This window comes from Wielerella bovis (assembly GCF_022354465.1).
In the GTDB taxonomy this organism is placed as follows: Bacteria; Pseudomonadota; Gammaproteobacteria; order Burkholderiales; family Neisseriaceae; genus Wielerella; species Wielerella bovis.
This window is the reverse complement of record NZ_CP092361.1, coordinates 862,802-878,607: the sequence shown is the minus strand read 5'-3', so window position 1 is coordinate 878,607 and position 15,806 is coordinate 862,802. Positions and strand designations below refer to the sequence as shown.

Annotated in this window: 12 protein-coding genes; 4 read left to right on the top strand and 8 right to left on the bottom strand. The window is 40.7% G+C overall.

Annotation, left to right across the window (positions count from 1 at the left end):
* Positions 1-153: 153 nt before the first annotated feature.
* The 4 genes from yccS to MIS45_RS04400 all read right to left on the bottom strand — a co-directional run bounded on the left by yccS (position 154) and on the right by MIS45_RS04400 (position 6,107).
* On the bottom strand, positions 154-2,343 hold the full coding sequence (gene yccS / locus MIS45_RS04415) for a YccS family putative transporter (protein ID WP_249451141.1): 2,190 nt from the start codon (positions 2,341-2,343) through the stop codon (positions 154-156).
* 97 nt (positions 2,344-2,440) lie between these two features.
* The gene (gene pheA / locus MIS45_RS04410; protein WP_249451140.1) at positions 2,441-3,517 is read right to left on the bottom strand and encodes a prephenate dehydratase; all 1,077 of its coding nucleotides are present in this window, start codon (positions 3,515-3,517) and stop codon (positions 2,441-2,443) included.
* Positions 3,518-4,382: 865 nt separating this feature from the next.
* The gene (locus MIS45_RS04405) at positions 4,383-5,606 is read right to left on the bottom strand and encodes an LD-carboxypeptidase (RefSeq protein WP_249451139.1); all 1,224 of its coding nucleotides are present in this window, start codon (positions 5,604-5,606) and stop codon (positions 4,383-4,385) included.
* Positions 5,607-5,693: 87 nt separating this feature from the next.
* Complete coding sequence (locus MIS45_RS04400) at positions 5,694-6,107, bottom strand: HIT family protein (RefSeq protein WP_249451138.1); 414 nt, start codon at positions 6,105-6,107, stop codon at positions 5,694-5,696.
* A 490-nt stretch (positions 6,108-6,597) separates the two neighbouring features.
* Between MIS45_RS04400 and MIS45_RS04395 the strand changes: the two genes are divergently transcribed.
* Positions 6,598-8,112 carry a polyamine aminopropyltransferase gene (locus tag MIS45_RS04395; RefSeq protein WP_249451137.1) on the top strand — a complete coding sequence of 505 codons (1,515 nt, stop codon included), beginning with the start codon at positions 6,598-6,600 and terminating at the stop codon, positions 8,110-8,112.
* Positions 8,113-8,571: 459 nt separating this feature from the next.
* On the opposite strand, the gene def is transcribed toward MIS45_RS04395, so the two are convergent.
* The gene (gene def, locus MIS45_RS04390) at positions 8,572-9,075 is read right to left on the bottom strand and encodes a peptide deformylase (protein ID WP_249443465.1); all 504 of its coding nucleotides are present in this window, start codon (positions 9,073-9,075) and stop codon (positions 8,572-8,574) included.
* A 168-nt stretch (positions 9,076-9,243) separates the two neighbouring features.
* Between def and MIS45_RS04385 the strand changes: the two genes are divergently transcribed.
* The 3 genes from MIS45_RS04385 to MIS45_RS04375 all read left to right on the top strand — a co-directional run bounded on the left by MIS45_RS04385 (position 9,244) and on the right by MIS45_RS04375 (position 13,528).
* The gene (locus MIS45_RS04385) at positions 9,244-10,524 is read left to right on the top strand and encodes a LysM peptidoglycan-binding domain-containing protein (protein ID WP_249448364.1); all 1,281 of its coding nucleotides are present in this window, start codon (positions 9,244-9,246) and stop codon (positions 10,522-10,524) included.
* A 147-nt stretch (positions 10,525-10,671) separates the two neighbouring features.
* Positions 10,672-11,511: a transporter substrate-binding domain-containing protein gene (locus MIS45_RS04380; protein ID WP_249444782.1), complete on the top strand. Its 840-nt coding sequence runs from the start codon at positions 10,672-10,674 to the stop codon at positions 11,509-11,511.
* A gap of 355 nt (positions 11,512-11,866) precedes the next feature.
* Positions 11,867-13,528, top strand: coding sequence for an AMP-binding protein (locus MIS45_RS04375; RefSeq protein WP_249448366.1), 1,662 nt, complete (start codon positions 11,867-11,869; stop codon positions 13,526-13,528).
* 46 nt (positions 13,529-13,574) lie between these two features.
* Here the strand turns inward: MIS45_RS04375 and MIS45_RS04370 are convergent, their stop codons facing one another.
* Genes MIS45_RS04370 through MIS45_RS04360 form a run of 3 tightly spaced genes read right to left on the bottom strand, consistent with a single transcriptional unit; the run spans position 13,575 to position 15,761 of the window.
* Positions 13,575-14,105, bottom strand: a complete 531-nt coding sequence (locus MIS45_RS04370) for a hypothetical protein (protein ID WP_249451136.1) — start codon at positions 14,103-14,105, stop codon at positions 13,575-13,577.
* Positions 14,106-14,123: 18 nt separating this feature from the next.
* On the bottom strand, positions 14,124-14,264 hold the full coding sequence (locus tag MIS45_RS04365) for a hypothetical protein (protein ID WP_249451135.1): 141 nt from the start codon (positions 14,262-14,264) through the stop codon (positions 14,124-14,126).
* Between the two features lie 39 nt (positions 14,265-14,303).
* Positions 14,304-15,761: a hypothetical protein gene (locus tag MIS45_RS04360; protein ID WP_249451134.1), complete on the bottom strand. Its 1,458-nt coding sequence runs from the start codon at positions 15,759-15,761 to the stop codon at positions 14,304-14,306.
* Positions 15,762-15,806 lie beyond the last annotated feature (45 nt).

Below are 15,806 nucleotides of genomic sequence, written 5' to 3'. Positions count from 1 at the left end.
TCATAAAAAGGCAGCCTGAAACCTTTGCAAAACCCCATTTTTTGAACTTTTTTGAAAAATAAATTTCTTAAAATTCAAAACATTAAAATTTTTAAAAATCAAATTTTAGGGGTTTTGCAAAGGTTTCAGGCTGCCTTTCATTTTGGATACGATTTACGCTGTTTCAGCGCATGATTGCAATGTTTGAAAAACGGTTGGCAACAATCCATTTATCATAATTAATTGATAAAAAAGAACATTATTTTGAGTTTGCTCATTTTCTTGCGTTTCTACCCAATGATTTAATTGATTTAATTGGGTATGTAATTGGGTTAAGGCAGCCTGAAATTTGTTTTCATTCCATGTGTTTATATGGCGCAAGATATGGACGATGCTGTTAGCAGCTGGATAAAAAAGCAACAAAAAATGTTGTTCCGTTGCATCATCTGTATGGATTTTATCGCGATATGAACCCAGCGCGGAAATATGGCTAATCAAGGCGTAATTGGTTTTCAATAATTTGAAACCGTTATCTAATTGTTGCTGGTGTTTATCGGGATTGAGTGCCATATCGGATAATACGCTGGATAAAGTGGCGGCTTGTTCGTGGCTATTACGGCGTGCTACTCGGTAAGCAACATCGTTGCTGATGCCGTTTTGTAATTCGGCTAATACAGCTTCTAAATACGCAGCATTGCTGTGTATGGCGTGTACACTGGTTTTGTCTAGTGAAAGATATTTCCAATCTGCCCATAAATAATATACGGCCAATCCTGCAACGGCTGCACCCAATAGGGTATCAATGATGCGCGGCACAAAAAAGCCTGATACATCAAAACCCATAATGGCGAAACCCATCATGGCTTGTATGGTAATGAAAAAAGTGGAATAGCTGTATTTATTGGTGCGTGTGAAGAAAAACAGGGTTAGCATCAACACGGCAATAGTCATTTGAATTGCCATGCTCATGGGAATGAGTGCAATGGTTGAACCGACTAATACGCCGCCGACTGTGCCGTAAATGCGGTGCAGTAAGCGTGTTTTGGTGGTGGTATAGTTGGGTTGGCAAACAAATACGGCGGTCAATAAAATCCAGTAACCAAAGCTCAAATCATTTTGATTGAGTTGAAATTTGGCGATGATTTGCACGCTAATACAGCATATAAAAGTAATGATTGCCATGCGAACGGCGTGGCGGAAAGTGGCGGATTGTAAGGTGCTGTGCTGGCGTAATGTGCGCCATGCATGATGAAAATTGCGCGCATCGCTGATGTGTATGCGTGTTTTTTCGTTGGTTTGGACGAGATTTTCGCTTTTCAGGCTGCCTAATTGGCTAAATTGCAGACTAATGCGCGATAAGTTTTCTAATAATTGTTGTACGCTATAAGGCGAGGCACCATTGTCTGGTGTATGCGTGGCGTACCAGTTGAGTGATTTGGCTGCACCTTTGGTCGCGCGGTCAAGTTGTGGTGGATTTTGATAGTCGTGGTTTTGGCGTAGATTTTGTGCAAATGTACGGCAGGCGTTCGCTTGCAATTTAATCAAACGTTGTATGCGGTAGATTAAATCGGTGTGGCGCATTTGAGGCACGAACACTTTGTAGTTGATGTAGCTGGAATTGATGCGCTCATGAATATCTTGGGCAATGAAATAATAATGCAGCATTTGGGTGGTGCGTGGGTGGCGATGTTGTCCGCGCATACGATAAAACAAGGCCTCACGGCATTGATTGAATGCTGTGATGACTTGGGAATTACTCATAGCAAGTTTGATTTGTTGTTGTTCCAGTTGTTCCACTTCATCAGGGTCAAAAAAGTCGGCTTTGGCATCAAGGCAGTCTGAAAGCGCATCGTAAGCATTTGCCATATTTTCTTGCACAGGGCGATGAGGAAAAAACAGATGTGTCAGCAAAGTACAACCGCTATACAAAGAAGTACCTACGACAAGTGACAGGGAATTGAGATACCAAGTCATTTTCGGGTCATGAGTCAAAATGGTGTAAATCGCAACCGCTAATACACCAAATGACACGGTACGAAAACGTACGCCAGCCGCACCAAGCATGGTAAAAATAAAGGCAGTGGCAGTGAGCGTGAGTATGAGCAGAATGGGATAGGGATAGGTGATTTGTACTGCCAACGAAACCACGCTAAACGCCACAATGGCATAGAGAATATTTTTGAATTTACCCGTTAAACCATTGTCCAAATCTACCAAACCGCCCGCGATGATACCCAGCATGACAGGTGCAAAAAAATGATACACCTCATAATAGCCAATCACGCAAGCGGCGATGCTCGCGCTGATGAGTACGGGAATGGAGTTGATGATTTTGGTATCAATGGGTGGGGTTTTAAATAACATGATAGATGATATTGCGCTGGACAGATGAATAATAAAATGATGAAAAAATATCGTTTTCAGGCTGCCTTTTATTCATATAAGGCAGCCTGAAAACCATTTACAACACCGCTTTTGGATATGCACCCACCACTTTGACAAATGCTGCGCGTTTTTGCAATTCATCAATCGCCATTTGCACTTTGGGTTCGTCAATATGTCCTTCAATATCAATGAAAAACACATATTCCCATAAACCTGTGCGACTGGGTCGGCTTTCAAATTTAGTCATAGAAATACCCACGCGACTAAATGGCTCAATCATATTTTGCAACGTGCCAACTTTATTCGGCGCAGACACAATTAACGAAGTTTTGTCGCTGCCACTTGGCGTGGTTGTTTGATGACCGAGTACCAAAAAGCGCGTGGTATTATTAGGTTCATCTTCAATATTAGTCGCCAATTTGGTTAGCCCATAAATTTCTGCCGCTGCTTGGCTGGCAATCGCGGCTACTTGCGGATTTTGTTGTGCCAAATGTGCCGCTTCCGCATTGCTGGATACGGCCACACGTTGCACCGTTTTGGGCAAATGATAATTCAACCATTGCTGACATTGCGCCAATGCCTGCGCGTGCGCATAAACCGTTTGCACATCTTTTAGGCTGCCTGAAATATTCATCAAATGATGATGTACGCGCAAAATTACTTCGCCACAGGTTTTCAATGGCGTAGAAACCAACAAATCCAAGGTTCGCCCAACCGAGCCTTCGGTGGAATTTTCCACAGGCGCAACCACATAATCCGCTTGTCGCGCTTCTACCATGCGCATACTATCATCCACCGTTGTACAAGCTACCGTTTTGGCAGCATGACCAAAATGCTTTATTGCTGCCAGTTGCGTAAACGTACCTTCTGGGCCCAAATACGCAATGGTTAAAGGACGTTCCACCGCCAAGCATTCGCTCATAATTTCGCGAAACAAACGTGCCACACTTTCATCGGGCAACGGCCCCATGTTCAAATCTTGAATACGGCGCAAAACCTGCGCTTCGCGTTCAGGACGATACACAGCTCCCGTACCTTTTAATACACCAATCGCATGCGCGTGTTCGGCACGTTGATTCATCAATGTTAAGATTTGTTGGTCAATCGCATCAATCGCTTGACGATGGGGGAGCAGTTTAGTTTCGTCTGACATGGTTGGCTCTCGTATGAATAAAAATAAAAGTTTCAGGCTGCCTTTTCATACCCGATAATCAATACAATACATTTTATGATTTATAGGCAAATATCTATTGAAGGCAGCCTGAAAATATAAGGATATTTTAATTCACTAAAATTGACAATACAAAAAAACAGGCAGCCTAATCACAAGCTGCCTGAAAATACCTCAAATCAGAGATTTTACGCTTCACAAACATGTAGGCTGAGCCTACCCTTTGCGCCATTGCCCGAAAGGAGAGAAAAGACAATGTCACAAAGCTGGAATTTCAGGCTACCTATACTAGGAGCTAATAAAGGTAGCCTGAAAAATACGATACAAAAATAAGCGTTTATTTGCGCCATTAATTTGTAATTGAATGTAGCGAAATATACGCTTATTTGCATCATAAACCAAGTATGCCAAGTGAATAAACAATAAATTACCAAACTTTTTTGCATTGCAACTTATTTATTGCTAGATGAAAAATATATTTTTTGAAAAATGTCTCAATATTCACATCTCGGAATGATTTAATTACATTTAACAACAAAAAAAACAGAAATTAAGACAAGGCGAATACTGTGTATCAACAAGAGAATTTCTGCTCCATGAAACTTTTATAGTGGATTCAATTTAAACCAGTACAGCGTTACCAGCTCCCTTATGTACTATGTGTACACGGCGGTCGCTGTCGCCTTGTCCTGATTTAAATTGAATCCACTATACAAAACCTATGAGACAGCCTGAAAATGCTAGAAACTAGAAACATTGTATCATTTTAATTTTAAATAACTAAGTTTCAAAAAATCATTTTTTCAGGCTACCTTATCATGAAAATGATGATAAGGCAGCCTGAAAATTAAAATTCGCTGTCGCTGCTTTCGCCTGAACCGAAAAAACCTGTACCAAAATCGTATGTCGGTGGCGGTAACAAAGCATTCAAATTCAGTGCGGCGGCATTAAGTGCAGGATAGTCGCTGAATGTAACCGTGTATCCGCCCATATTATCGGGCTGGATTTTGGCGCGCGCACCCAATGGAAATGAAGTTTTGTTGGCAATATGTCCAAATGGAAAACCTGTGAACACAGGAATATTGGCAACACGAGACATGGTTTGCGCCACCATATTCAAATCATAACTGCTGTCGTAGCTATCACGGATATTGCCCATGCGAAAATCGCCCAACACAATGGCTTGCTGTTGGCGCAAAATACCTGCCAAATGCAGCGTTTGCAACATACGTTCAATGCGATATGGTTGCTCAGACACATCTTCCAAAAACAAAATTCCACCTTGCACACGCGGCATATATGGCGAACCAACCAGCGATGCCACCACGCTCAAATTACCACCCCACAACATACCTTCTACGGCGCGTGGACGTTGAATTTGGAAACTGGATACGGCAACGGTTAATTGTGAAGATGTGGTGGTGCGGATAAAGCTGTCCATCGTGTAGGTATCAGCGACGGGTTTGGCAAATTCGCTGTACAACATAGGACCTGCGAAACTGGGTACGCCACTTTGCGCCAATAATGCCATTTGAATGGCGGTTACATCGCTGAATCCAAACAATAAAGTGCCTTGTTCACGCATACGCGCACCCAAATTGCCCCAATTAATGTGTGGCAACAAACGCGCTGCGCCATAACCACCGCGTGCGCCCATCAATACTTTGGGTGTGGGTACGCGACCATCGGCGACTTCTTGCAAATCGGCAATGCGTTCGGCATCGCTGCCTGCAAAACGTTGGAAACGGCGATACGCTGCGTGATGATTGCTGATGACAAAACCTGCGCTACTTAATCTATTCAAGCCTGTTTGAATGCGCGAAGGGTCTTCGCAAAAACCCGATGATGCGAAAATACGCATGGTATTGGCGTTGCCTTGTGAGACAACACGCGCAGGTTGTACTTGAATTTGTGGACGTTGGGCAGTAGGAGTCATGGTTTGTGGTCGGTTGCTATTGGGTCGGTTAGGAGATTGAGGCGATGTGCCACCACCGCAAGCAGTCAATAAACCACTGCCAGCGGTAATGAGAGAGCCTTGCAATAAGTGGCGGCGAGATAGAGCAAAAGTCATGCGTGTGTCCTTATTTATTTGAAATATGGGGCGATTATAGCGTTTTCAGGCTGCCTATCTATTTGTTTTTACCTGATTTGACGGTTTTCAGGCTGCTTTTTCTAATAAAACTTTTACTTGACTTGTCCAATTATCAGGCAGCCTGAAACCATGTTCACGCACAGGATTTGCCCAAATTGGCGCAGGAAAACAAGCATCATCGGCAAATCGCGCAATCACATGCCAATGCAGATGTGGCACCACATTGCCCAAACTAGCGAGATTGATTTTGCTTGGCTGCAAAACTTCGCGCATGGCGGCTTCCACGCGATACACCATATCCATGATTTCATGGCGTTGCGCGGCGGATAGATCGGTCATTTCGGCGACATGGTTTTGCCAAATCACACGGCAAAATGCAGGTGCGTTGGCTTCGTTGTGTACCACAATCACGCGCAGATTTGGGGTTTGCAATAAAATTTCTTCGTTTTGGGTGGAACAAATAGGGCAAGTGTTTGTCATAATTAGATATTTTAAAGAAAGGGAAATATGAGAGTGCTAATGTTACAACAATTTGCGGTATCAAATAAATAGGCAGCCTGAAAACTCGTATAGAGATACTCGTATCCAACGTTTCAAATTATAGTGAATTCAATTTAAACCAGTACAGCGTTGCCAGCGCTCTTATGTACTCTGTGTACACGGCGAGCATTGTCGCCTTGTCCTGATTTAAATTTAACCCACTATCACAGTTGTTTCAAATTAACACATACAGCATTATCAGTTCCCTTATATACTCGGTATACACAATGGTCGCTGCCGCCTTGTCTGTGTTAATTTAAAACGACTATAAAACAAATGTTTGTTAAAGCAGAGAAATGTCAAATTCAAGAATTCAACCTACCTTCTAGTTTTGCAAAGATTTCAGCCTAACAAATGCAAAAAGCGTTTTCAGGCAGCCTGAAAACCGAAAAATGTTAAAATCCCCCTTATTTTCCCGATTTTTTGGCTTATGAAACTATCGCGCACTTTAATTTTATCGGTTTTCATCGTGGCGAGCTGCGGCTTGGCATACGAGCTGATTATGGCGGCTTTGGCGAGCTATTTGCTGGGCGACAGCATATTTCAATATTCGTTTATCATTGGTTTGTATTTGTTTTCAATGGGGATTGGGGCGCATCTCACGCGCTACATTTCAGACGAACACGCGCTCACACGCTTTATTGAAATTGAGTTGCTGGTCGGCTTGCTGGGTGGCGTGTCGGCATTGTTTTTGTTTGTGGCGTTTGGCTTTGCCCTTGCGCCGTTTCGGACTTTGCTTTACGCGCTGGTTTTCATTGTCGGCACGATTGTTGGCATGGAAATTCCGCTCGTCATGCGCGTATTGAACAATCAAGATGCGGATTTTAAAGAAATCGTGTCGCGCGTTTTGACTTTTGACTATTTGGGTGCCTTGGCGGTTTCCTTGCTGTTTCCGCTTATTCTTGCGCCAAAACTGGGCATGGCGCGGTCGGCTTTGCTGTTTGGTTTGTTGAATGCGGCTGTGGCATGGCTGACGGCGCGCGTTTTTAGGCAGCATTTGCCGAATTACAAATCTTTGAATTTTCGTGCTTATTTGGTTTTGATGATATTGGCTGTGGCGTTTGTGTATGCCAACCGCTTGGTTTTCACGGCAGAGCAAAAATATTTTGGCGACCCTGTGGTTTACGAAAGCCATTCGCCCTATCAACGCTTGGTCGTTACCCAATGGAAAGACGATATCCGCTTGTACATTAACGGGAATTTGCAATTTTCATCGCGTGATGAAAGGCGTTACCACGAAGCACTCGTTATCCCAGCCATGCAAATGGCGGCAAAACACGAGCGCGTGTTGATTTTGGGCGGCGGAGACGGTTTGGCAGCGCGAGAAGTGTTGAAATACCCGAATGTTCAACAGGTTACATTGGTGGATTTGGACCCCGACATGACCAAAACCTTTCAGACAGCCGACAAATTGACCAAGCTCAACGAAAACGCGCTCAACCACCCCAAAATGACGGTCGTGAACACGGACGCAGCCAAATTTCTGGAAAATCACACGGATAAATTTGACGTGATTGTGATTGATTTGCCCGACCCGTCCAATTTCGCGCTGGGCAAATTGTATTCCGTGCCGATGTACCGCATGGTCGCGCGGCGTTTGGCGGACGGTGGCAAGGTGGTGGTGCAATCCACATCGCCCTATTTTGCGCCGAATGCGTATTGGTCTGTGGTGGCGACTTTGGAAGCGGCGGGGCTGCACACCGCCCCCTATCACGCTTATGTGCCGAGTTTTGGCGAATGGGGTTTTGTGTTGGCGAGCGCGAAAAACGATTTCAGGCTGCCTGAAAAAGTGGACGTGCCAGCCACCTTTCTCAATCCGACTGTTTTGGCACAAATGTTTGATTTTCCGCCCGATATGGCAAGGCGAAACGTGGAACCCAATTATTTGAACAATCAAAAATTGGTGGCGTATTTTGAGCAGGATTGGGCGGATGTGATGCGTTAAATTTTCATTGTGCTACCAACCTACCCCCTCCCCTGCTTGCGGGAAGAAAACAAGTTGCTTGTAAATCAAAAATGACCTATTGCCATCTGCTAGGACTTTTCAGGCTGCCTTTCATTACCCTACAAAATAAAAAAACATCGTCATTCCCGCGCAGGTGGGAATCCAACGTTGAGTTACACAACCTTTTGTTTCTTAAAGTTAAAAATAGATTCCCGCCTACGCGGGAATGACGGCAGCTTTTTCTGTTTCAGGCAGCTTATTTCAGTTTTGTAGGGTAGTGAAAGGCTGCCTGAAAATTTTTATATAATATTTCAGAATTTAAGTATCCGACCCACAAGTTTTCAGGCTGCCCATTATTTAAAGATAGGCAGCCTGAAAAGTTTTTGGCAAAAGTTTGAGCCTGAAAAAATAAACTCAGATATTGATATCCAACTTATCCTATTTCACAGCACTTGTACTTCACATGGTTTCGCGTGCGCGTTTTTTCAATTTTGTTTTAATACGATTTTGTTTCAATGGCGACAAATATTCCACAAATAATTTACCTAACAAATGATCAAGTTCGTGTTGAATACAAATTGCCAGCAATCCATCAGCATCCAGCGTTTGTTTTTCACCATTTACATCCAAAAATTCTACTGTTATTGTTTCCGCGCGTGTAACCGTGTCGTAAATCCCTGGCACAGATAAACAACCTTCTTCGTAAGTGGTTTCGCCATCTTTTTTGGTAATCACTGGATTGATTAAAGCCAGTAACTGATTTTTTTCTTCCGATAAATCAATCACAACCACGCGTTCATGTACATCAACCTGCGTCGCAGCCAAACCAATACCACGCGCAGCATACATAGTTTCCGCCATATCTTCCACTAATTTGCGGATGCGGTCGTCCACTTGTGCCACAGGTTGTGCCACAATATGCAAACGTTCATTTGGATGAGTTAAAATAGGTAGTAATGCCATGTTTTAGTCTTTCTATATCATATGTTAAAATGTGTGTTTTATGTAAAGATGTGGCGTTTATGCCATTTTTCTTAACATTCTATCATCATAAAACTAGCCGAAATACCTAGAAATGCACTATTATTACGGCTGTTTAGTTAAATATTGTAATCCACAAGGGGATTGTTGATGAAAAAGTCTATTATAACGCTGCTGTGTGCAGCAGGTATGATAATTTCTAACTCTGCGATAGCTGAAAACTTACGTGTTAGACCAGGTGCACCTTCACGTTACACCGTGAAACAAGGTGATACATTATGGAGTATTTCAGGTAAGTATTTGTATCGCCCATGGAAATGGCATGCTTTGTGGGGCGCAAACCGCAGTAAAATTCGTAACCCACATTTGATTTATCCTGGTCAAACATTGGTGTTGAGTTATGTGAATGGTAAACCACGTTTGGGCGTGGATCGCAGCCGTAGTGGTGGTATTCCAACCATCAAATTAAGCCCTCGTGTACGTGATTTAGGCTCTGGTTATGGCATTCCATCTATTAATGTGGATTTCTACCGTATGTTTATGAAAACGCCACAATTTATGAGTGCGGAAGAATTAACCTCATTGCCACGTTTGGTCAGCTCAACAGACAATCGTTTGTATTTCTCTGATGGTGACCGTGTGTATGCTGACGGTATTGATGAACCAGGTACTTATATGATTTTGCGTGCCGTACGCGAATTGAAAGACCCTCGTACCAAAGCAAGTTTAGGTATGTTGATGGAATTTGCTGGCGAAGCATCAACATTAAGTACGCCTAATAGCGCATTATCACACCGTAGCGCAGAAGCACAAGCTGCCTTGCATGACGATGAATATTTTGTAAAAAATCCAAACGGCAGCAGAAAACCCATTGCTGTTCGTACTGCACAACCAATGATAATTACGGGTGCATTGTCCGAAATTCGCAAAGGCGATTATTTGGTAAAACGCCCAAGCAATTATGCTAATTTCCACTTTATGCCACATGAAACAGAAGGTCGTATTGATGCAGATATTGTGGACATTATGGATGGCGTAGCAGAAAGTGGTACCATGCAAACACTTATCCTAAACAAAGGTCTTGCTAATGGTTTAGAGCCTGGTTCTGTTTTGGGTATTTATCGTCGTGGCAAATTGGTTCAATCTGACTGGGAAAACCGAGATTTAAGCAAATCACCTTATGTGGTTACACCTAATCAAGAAATTGGTTTAGCCATGGTGTATCGTGCAAATCAAAATGTTTCTTCAGCTATCATTATTGAAAGTATTGCAAATATTAGCCGTGATGACTTATTGTCTAATCCTGGACAAGATTTGGATACTTTTGGCAATGAACCGAACGAAGCACTTAAAGACCCAACTCAAGAACCTGTCAACCGTTGGACACGTTCTTTAAAACAATACCAACAAAATCGTGAACAATCTAAATAATATTTAGATAATACTAGGCAGCCTAAAAACTTTTTCAGGCTGCCTTATTGTTTCAAAATACACTATCGTATAGTACAAAATAATCTTAATGCAGCCTGAAAAACCTTTTACAATATATTTGTTTTGTTTCTTAATTTGGAGATAGTTATGTTTAAAAAAGTAATTTTGAGTACAACTTTTGCATTGATGTTGGCAGCTTGTGGACAAGATGGTGGTTCTGCATCAGCACAAAATCAAGCATCACAACCTACATCTACACCAACAGAAACGGTCAAATTAATTGATAAAATCAATAATAAACAAACACTATTGGTTGGCACAATGGGAACGTATGCACCCTTCACTTACCATGAAACAGACGGTAAATTAACGGGTTATGATGTAGAAGTTACTCGCGCCGTAGCTGAAAAATTGGGCGTGCAAGTGGAATTTAAGGAAACACCTTGGGATGCCATGATGGCTGGTTTGAAAGGTGGTCGTTTTGATATTGTGGCAAACCAAGTTGCGCTGACCTCACCCGAACGTCAAGCCATGTTTGATAAAGCTGAACCATATAGTTGGAGTGGCAAAATGATTGTAGCACGCGCTGACCATGCGCCAATTGCCAAAATTGAAGATATTAAAGGTGTTAAAACAGCAGTTATGCTGGCTTCTAATTATGACGAAGTTGCAAAACAAATGGGTGCGGATTTAGTGCACACCGATACCATGGCGCAGGGTTTATTATTAGTACAACAAAAACGTGCAGATATTACGCTGAATGATGAATTGTCGTTGTTGGATTACTTGAAGAAAAATCCAGATTCAGGTTTAAAAGAAGTTTGGCGTACTCCTAGTGCTGAAAAATTGGGTGCTGGTTTGGTTATCAATAAAAATGAACCTGAAGCATTAGCGAAAATCAATGAAGCAATGGCTGAATTAAAAGCCGATGGAACGTTAAAAAAATTGGGCGAACAATTTTTTGGGGAAGATGTTAGTCTACATTGATATTTTAGAACCTGTATTCATAAGATTGATGGCTTGATTTTATTGACACACTTGCGAATACAAGGCGGCTTTTCATGCCAATATTGAACATATTGGTATGAAAAGCCAACGCAGTAGGCGCATGAAGTGGCGATAAAAACAAGCTATTAAGATAGTGAATACAGGTTCTTAATTTAGGCAGCCTGAAAGCTAAAAATACTAAATAACTAATTTATTAGTTTTATTTATGTTTTTTGGCTTTCAGGCTGCCTTTTATCCAATTTTCACACAAAAAGCACAGTTTTCATACAATGGGTTATAATTCTGCCTATTCCTATCAACGATGATGTAGGCACAAATACAGAGGACTCAAACAATGGAAAAAATCTGGTTAAGCAGTTACGAAGAAGGCGTTCAGGCGGAGATTGATTTGACGCAATACCGCTCTATTGTGGACGTGGTACAACAAAGCGTGGAGAGATTCGGCAACCAAACTGCATTTTGCAATATGGGTAAAGAATTGAGCTATCGTGAAATTGGTAAGTTAGCAACTGATTTTGCTAGTTTTTTACAAAATGTTTTACAGTTACCTCGTGGTGAACGTGTGGCAGTTATGATGCCAAATGTCTTGCAATATCCCATTGTTACCTTTGGAATTTTGCAAGCAGGTTTGGTGGTAGTTAATACCAATCCACTTTATACGCCGCGTGAATTGGAACATCAGCTGAATGATAGTGGCGCAACAACGATTGTAGTATTAGAAAATTTCGCCAACACTTTAGAATTGGTTTTACCCAAAACTCAAATTAAACATGTGATTGTAACAAATCTGGGTGATATGTTTGGTGCATTAAAAGGCACCATCATGAATTTTGTGGTGCGTAAAGTGAAAAAAATGGTGCCAGAGTACCGTATTGCGCAGGCGATTCCATTTAAACAGGCTTTGTCGCAAGGTGCGACACACACGTTTAAACCTGTGGAGTTGACACGCGATGATTTGGCATTTTTGCAATACACGGGTGGTACAACAGGTGTGGCTAAAGGAGCTATGTTATCGCATGGTAATATTTGCGCCAATATGTTGCAAGCTACTGAAGTCATTAAGCATAAGCTGGTAGATGGGAAAGAAGTAGTCATTGCTGCTTTACCGCTATACCATATTCTCGCACTAACGATAAATTTATTATTGTTTTTCAAAGTAGGGGCAAAAAGTATTTTGATTAGTAATCCGCGTGATTTGGATAGCTTTATTGCAGAATTAAAGAAATACCCTGTCAGCGTATTTATTGGCTTGAACACTTTGTTCCGTGGCTTGATGGCAAAACCTGAATTTAAACAAGTAGATTTTTCCACATGGAAATTAGTGGTAGGAGGTGGAACGGCAACACAAGAATCCACAGCCGAACAATGGGCAAAATTGGTAGGTTCGCCGATTGTCGATGCTTATGGCTTAACTGAAGCCAGTCCTGGTGTGTGTGTCAATCCATTGAATATCACACATTATACAGGCAGTATTGGTCTGCCTATTCCCAGTACCGATGTACAACTGCGTGATGGACACGGTGGCTTAGTACCGATTGGTGAAGCAGGCGAATTGTGGATTCGTGGACCCCAAGTCATGCGTGGCTATTGGAATAAGCCAGAAGAAACCGCCAAAGTAATGGACCAAGATGGCTGGCTAGAAACGGGCGACATTGCCATTATGAATGAAAAAGGTTGGCTAAAAATCGTTGACCGTAAAAAAGATTTGATTATTGTATCTGGCTTCAATGTCTACCCAAATGAAATTGAAGAAGTGGTGGCGCATCACGAGAAAGTACAAGAAGTAGCTTGTGTAGGCGTGAAAAGTGATAAGACAGGCGAAGCATTAAAATTATTCGTGGTAAAAAAAGATGCCTCGCTGACCAAAGATGAGCTGATTGAATATTGCCGCACACAATTAACAGGCTACAAAGTACCCCGTGATATTGAATTCCGTGATGAATTGCCTAAATCCAATGTAGGCAAGATTTTGCGCCGTGAATTGCGTGAACAATAATTCAATTTAGAAAAAAGGCAGCCTGAAACTTTCAGGCTGCCTGAAATCACACAATCAACGTCCCATTTTCATGCTGAAACAACAAATAATCCGCGATTTTGCCCGTATCAAATGCCACACGTTGTCTTTGCTGCTCATCGCTGAAATCGGGGACATTTAAGCGACTATCTTGACACAGATATTCCAAAATATGCGCCATACCGTCTTTTTCAATTTGCAAACGACACGTTTCGTCCGTCAAAACACATTCCCGAATCACAGCATTTTGCAAAACCGACAACAAAGCCGTTCCGTCTTCATCTTGCTGATTTAGCCAAGCCATTGTTTCTAATTGAATAAAATGCGGTTGCTGAATCGGGCGATTGTCCAATAAAACAAATTCCCCCGCACCCCAAACCGCATACACCAAATATTCCTGATTATCCAAAAGTAAACCAAAAAAGCCCGCGCCACCCATGCCATAAGTACCCAAATGCGTGCAAAATCCCACAATTTTTTGCCCAATCACACTGTGTTCCGCCAACATTTTCGGGCGATTAAACATCAAAATTTCCCGAAAACTGAACCAGCCATACATCAAATAAGCCGCCCGCGCTTACCATTGGGGTAAACCGATTTCCTTATAAGTGCGCCAACCCAATGCACACCATTTTTGCTTTTCAGATTTGGGAACAAGCATGCAATATTGCTCAATACTGCCCAATTTTAAATCATAATAATCATGTTGTTTTTTCATATTTTTTCCATAAAAATATTCAGGCAGCCTGAAATAAAACTATTTCACATTAGATGCAGAAATTTTATTGTCTTTACTTGCATCAATTAAAACAATATTTTCTTGTCCTTCTAATTTTAAATCTTTTAATACCTTTAATACTTTTAATAATTCACTTTCGGAAAAATATAAAATTACTTTAATTGATTTTTTAGTTTGGTTGGCATCTTCATATACCCCAACCTGATGTTGTAAATTTTGTTTCAATTTAGAATTGCTTGCTAATTTAAATTCAACGATTGTACTGTCTTTTGAACCACGAGAAATTTTATAATCAACAGGACCTCTCCCATTATTTACTTCAGCATTGACATCATCATCAGTAGCATACCAAGTAAGTCTATAAATAACTTGTAAATCAGATTCTCGTTGAATGGGATTATTTTTGTAATAAAATAATTTATATCCATCGTTATTTTCTATGACTTGTTTCAAAAAATGAACACGTTTTAATGCTGCTTGATAAGTATCATCAATATTTTGATAAAAATGGCTATCTTTTAAAAGATGAACAAAACTTCTAATGTTATCAATCAATAATTGTTCAGTTTCATTTAATTTTAATTCACTTAACGCAACAGCTTCATCTCCGTTATCTTCTTTGAATTTCATATAATAATCAATTAAGTAAGGAAATTTCTTAAATGCTTGTTGAATTGCATGGTCTTTCTCTTTTTTATTTGGATTATCGGATAATACGCCCTGTAAATAACTATTAATTTGGCTGCGTAAGCCATCATTTGGTAATGAAGCCACAATTTCATCAAAATCTCTAATCATATCAGAGCGATTAATCCATTCCTCATCTTTTGTAAGAATATCTTTTGGTGTTAATAAGATGAAATCACCATCAATATAAGGTAGGATAAATCGTTTAGTTACCCAAGATTTTGTTTGATAATTAAATTCCACATGTGAAACAGCTATTTCTTTTAATCTATTTGGTTCAATATATTGGATTGCAAATTTTTGTGTATATTCACACAAAAAGCCTTTAATCAAATTTGTAGTAAAATCACTAATATTATCTCTACCAATGCCACTTTCAACTAAACACAGTTTCTCTAAATGACTTCCTTTAGTAATCTGCTCTTCTCCGAAGTTATGAAAAATTGTATGCAAATTTTCATGAAGGGCATTACTAAATTTTTTACCCAAACCAGAACCTCCATTACCGATTTTGCTATAACCTAACCAATTTTGTTTAACTTCAGGAAATTGGTACAATGTTTTTAATAGCCCTTTATCCATATCAGATTGAGCCGACATATCCCGTAAAAACTTTACATAATCAATAATTTGATGATGTAATTGTTGATATTCAGATTTATCGCTGTTAAATAATAAAAAGGGGTCAATGAATGCTGGTAAATCATTGATTAATGAAATATTAAATGCACCATAATTACTTAAATCAATCGGAGATACATTAAAAAAATCAGTAAAATAAATTTTCATATTATTCCTTTCCAAATTTTATAATTTAGGCAGCCTGATTTGTCG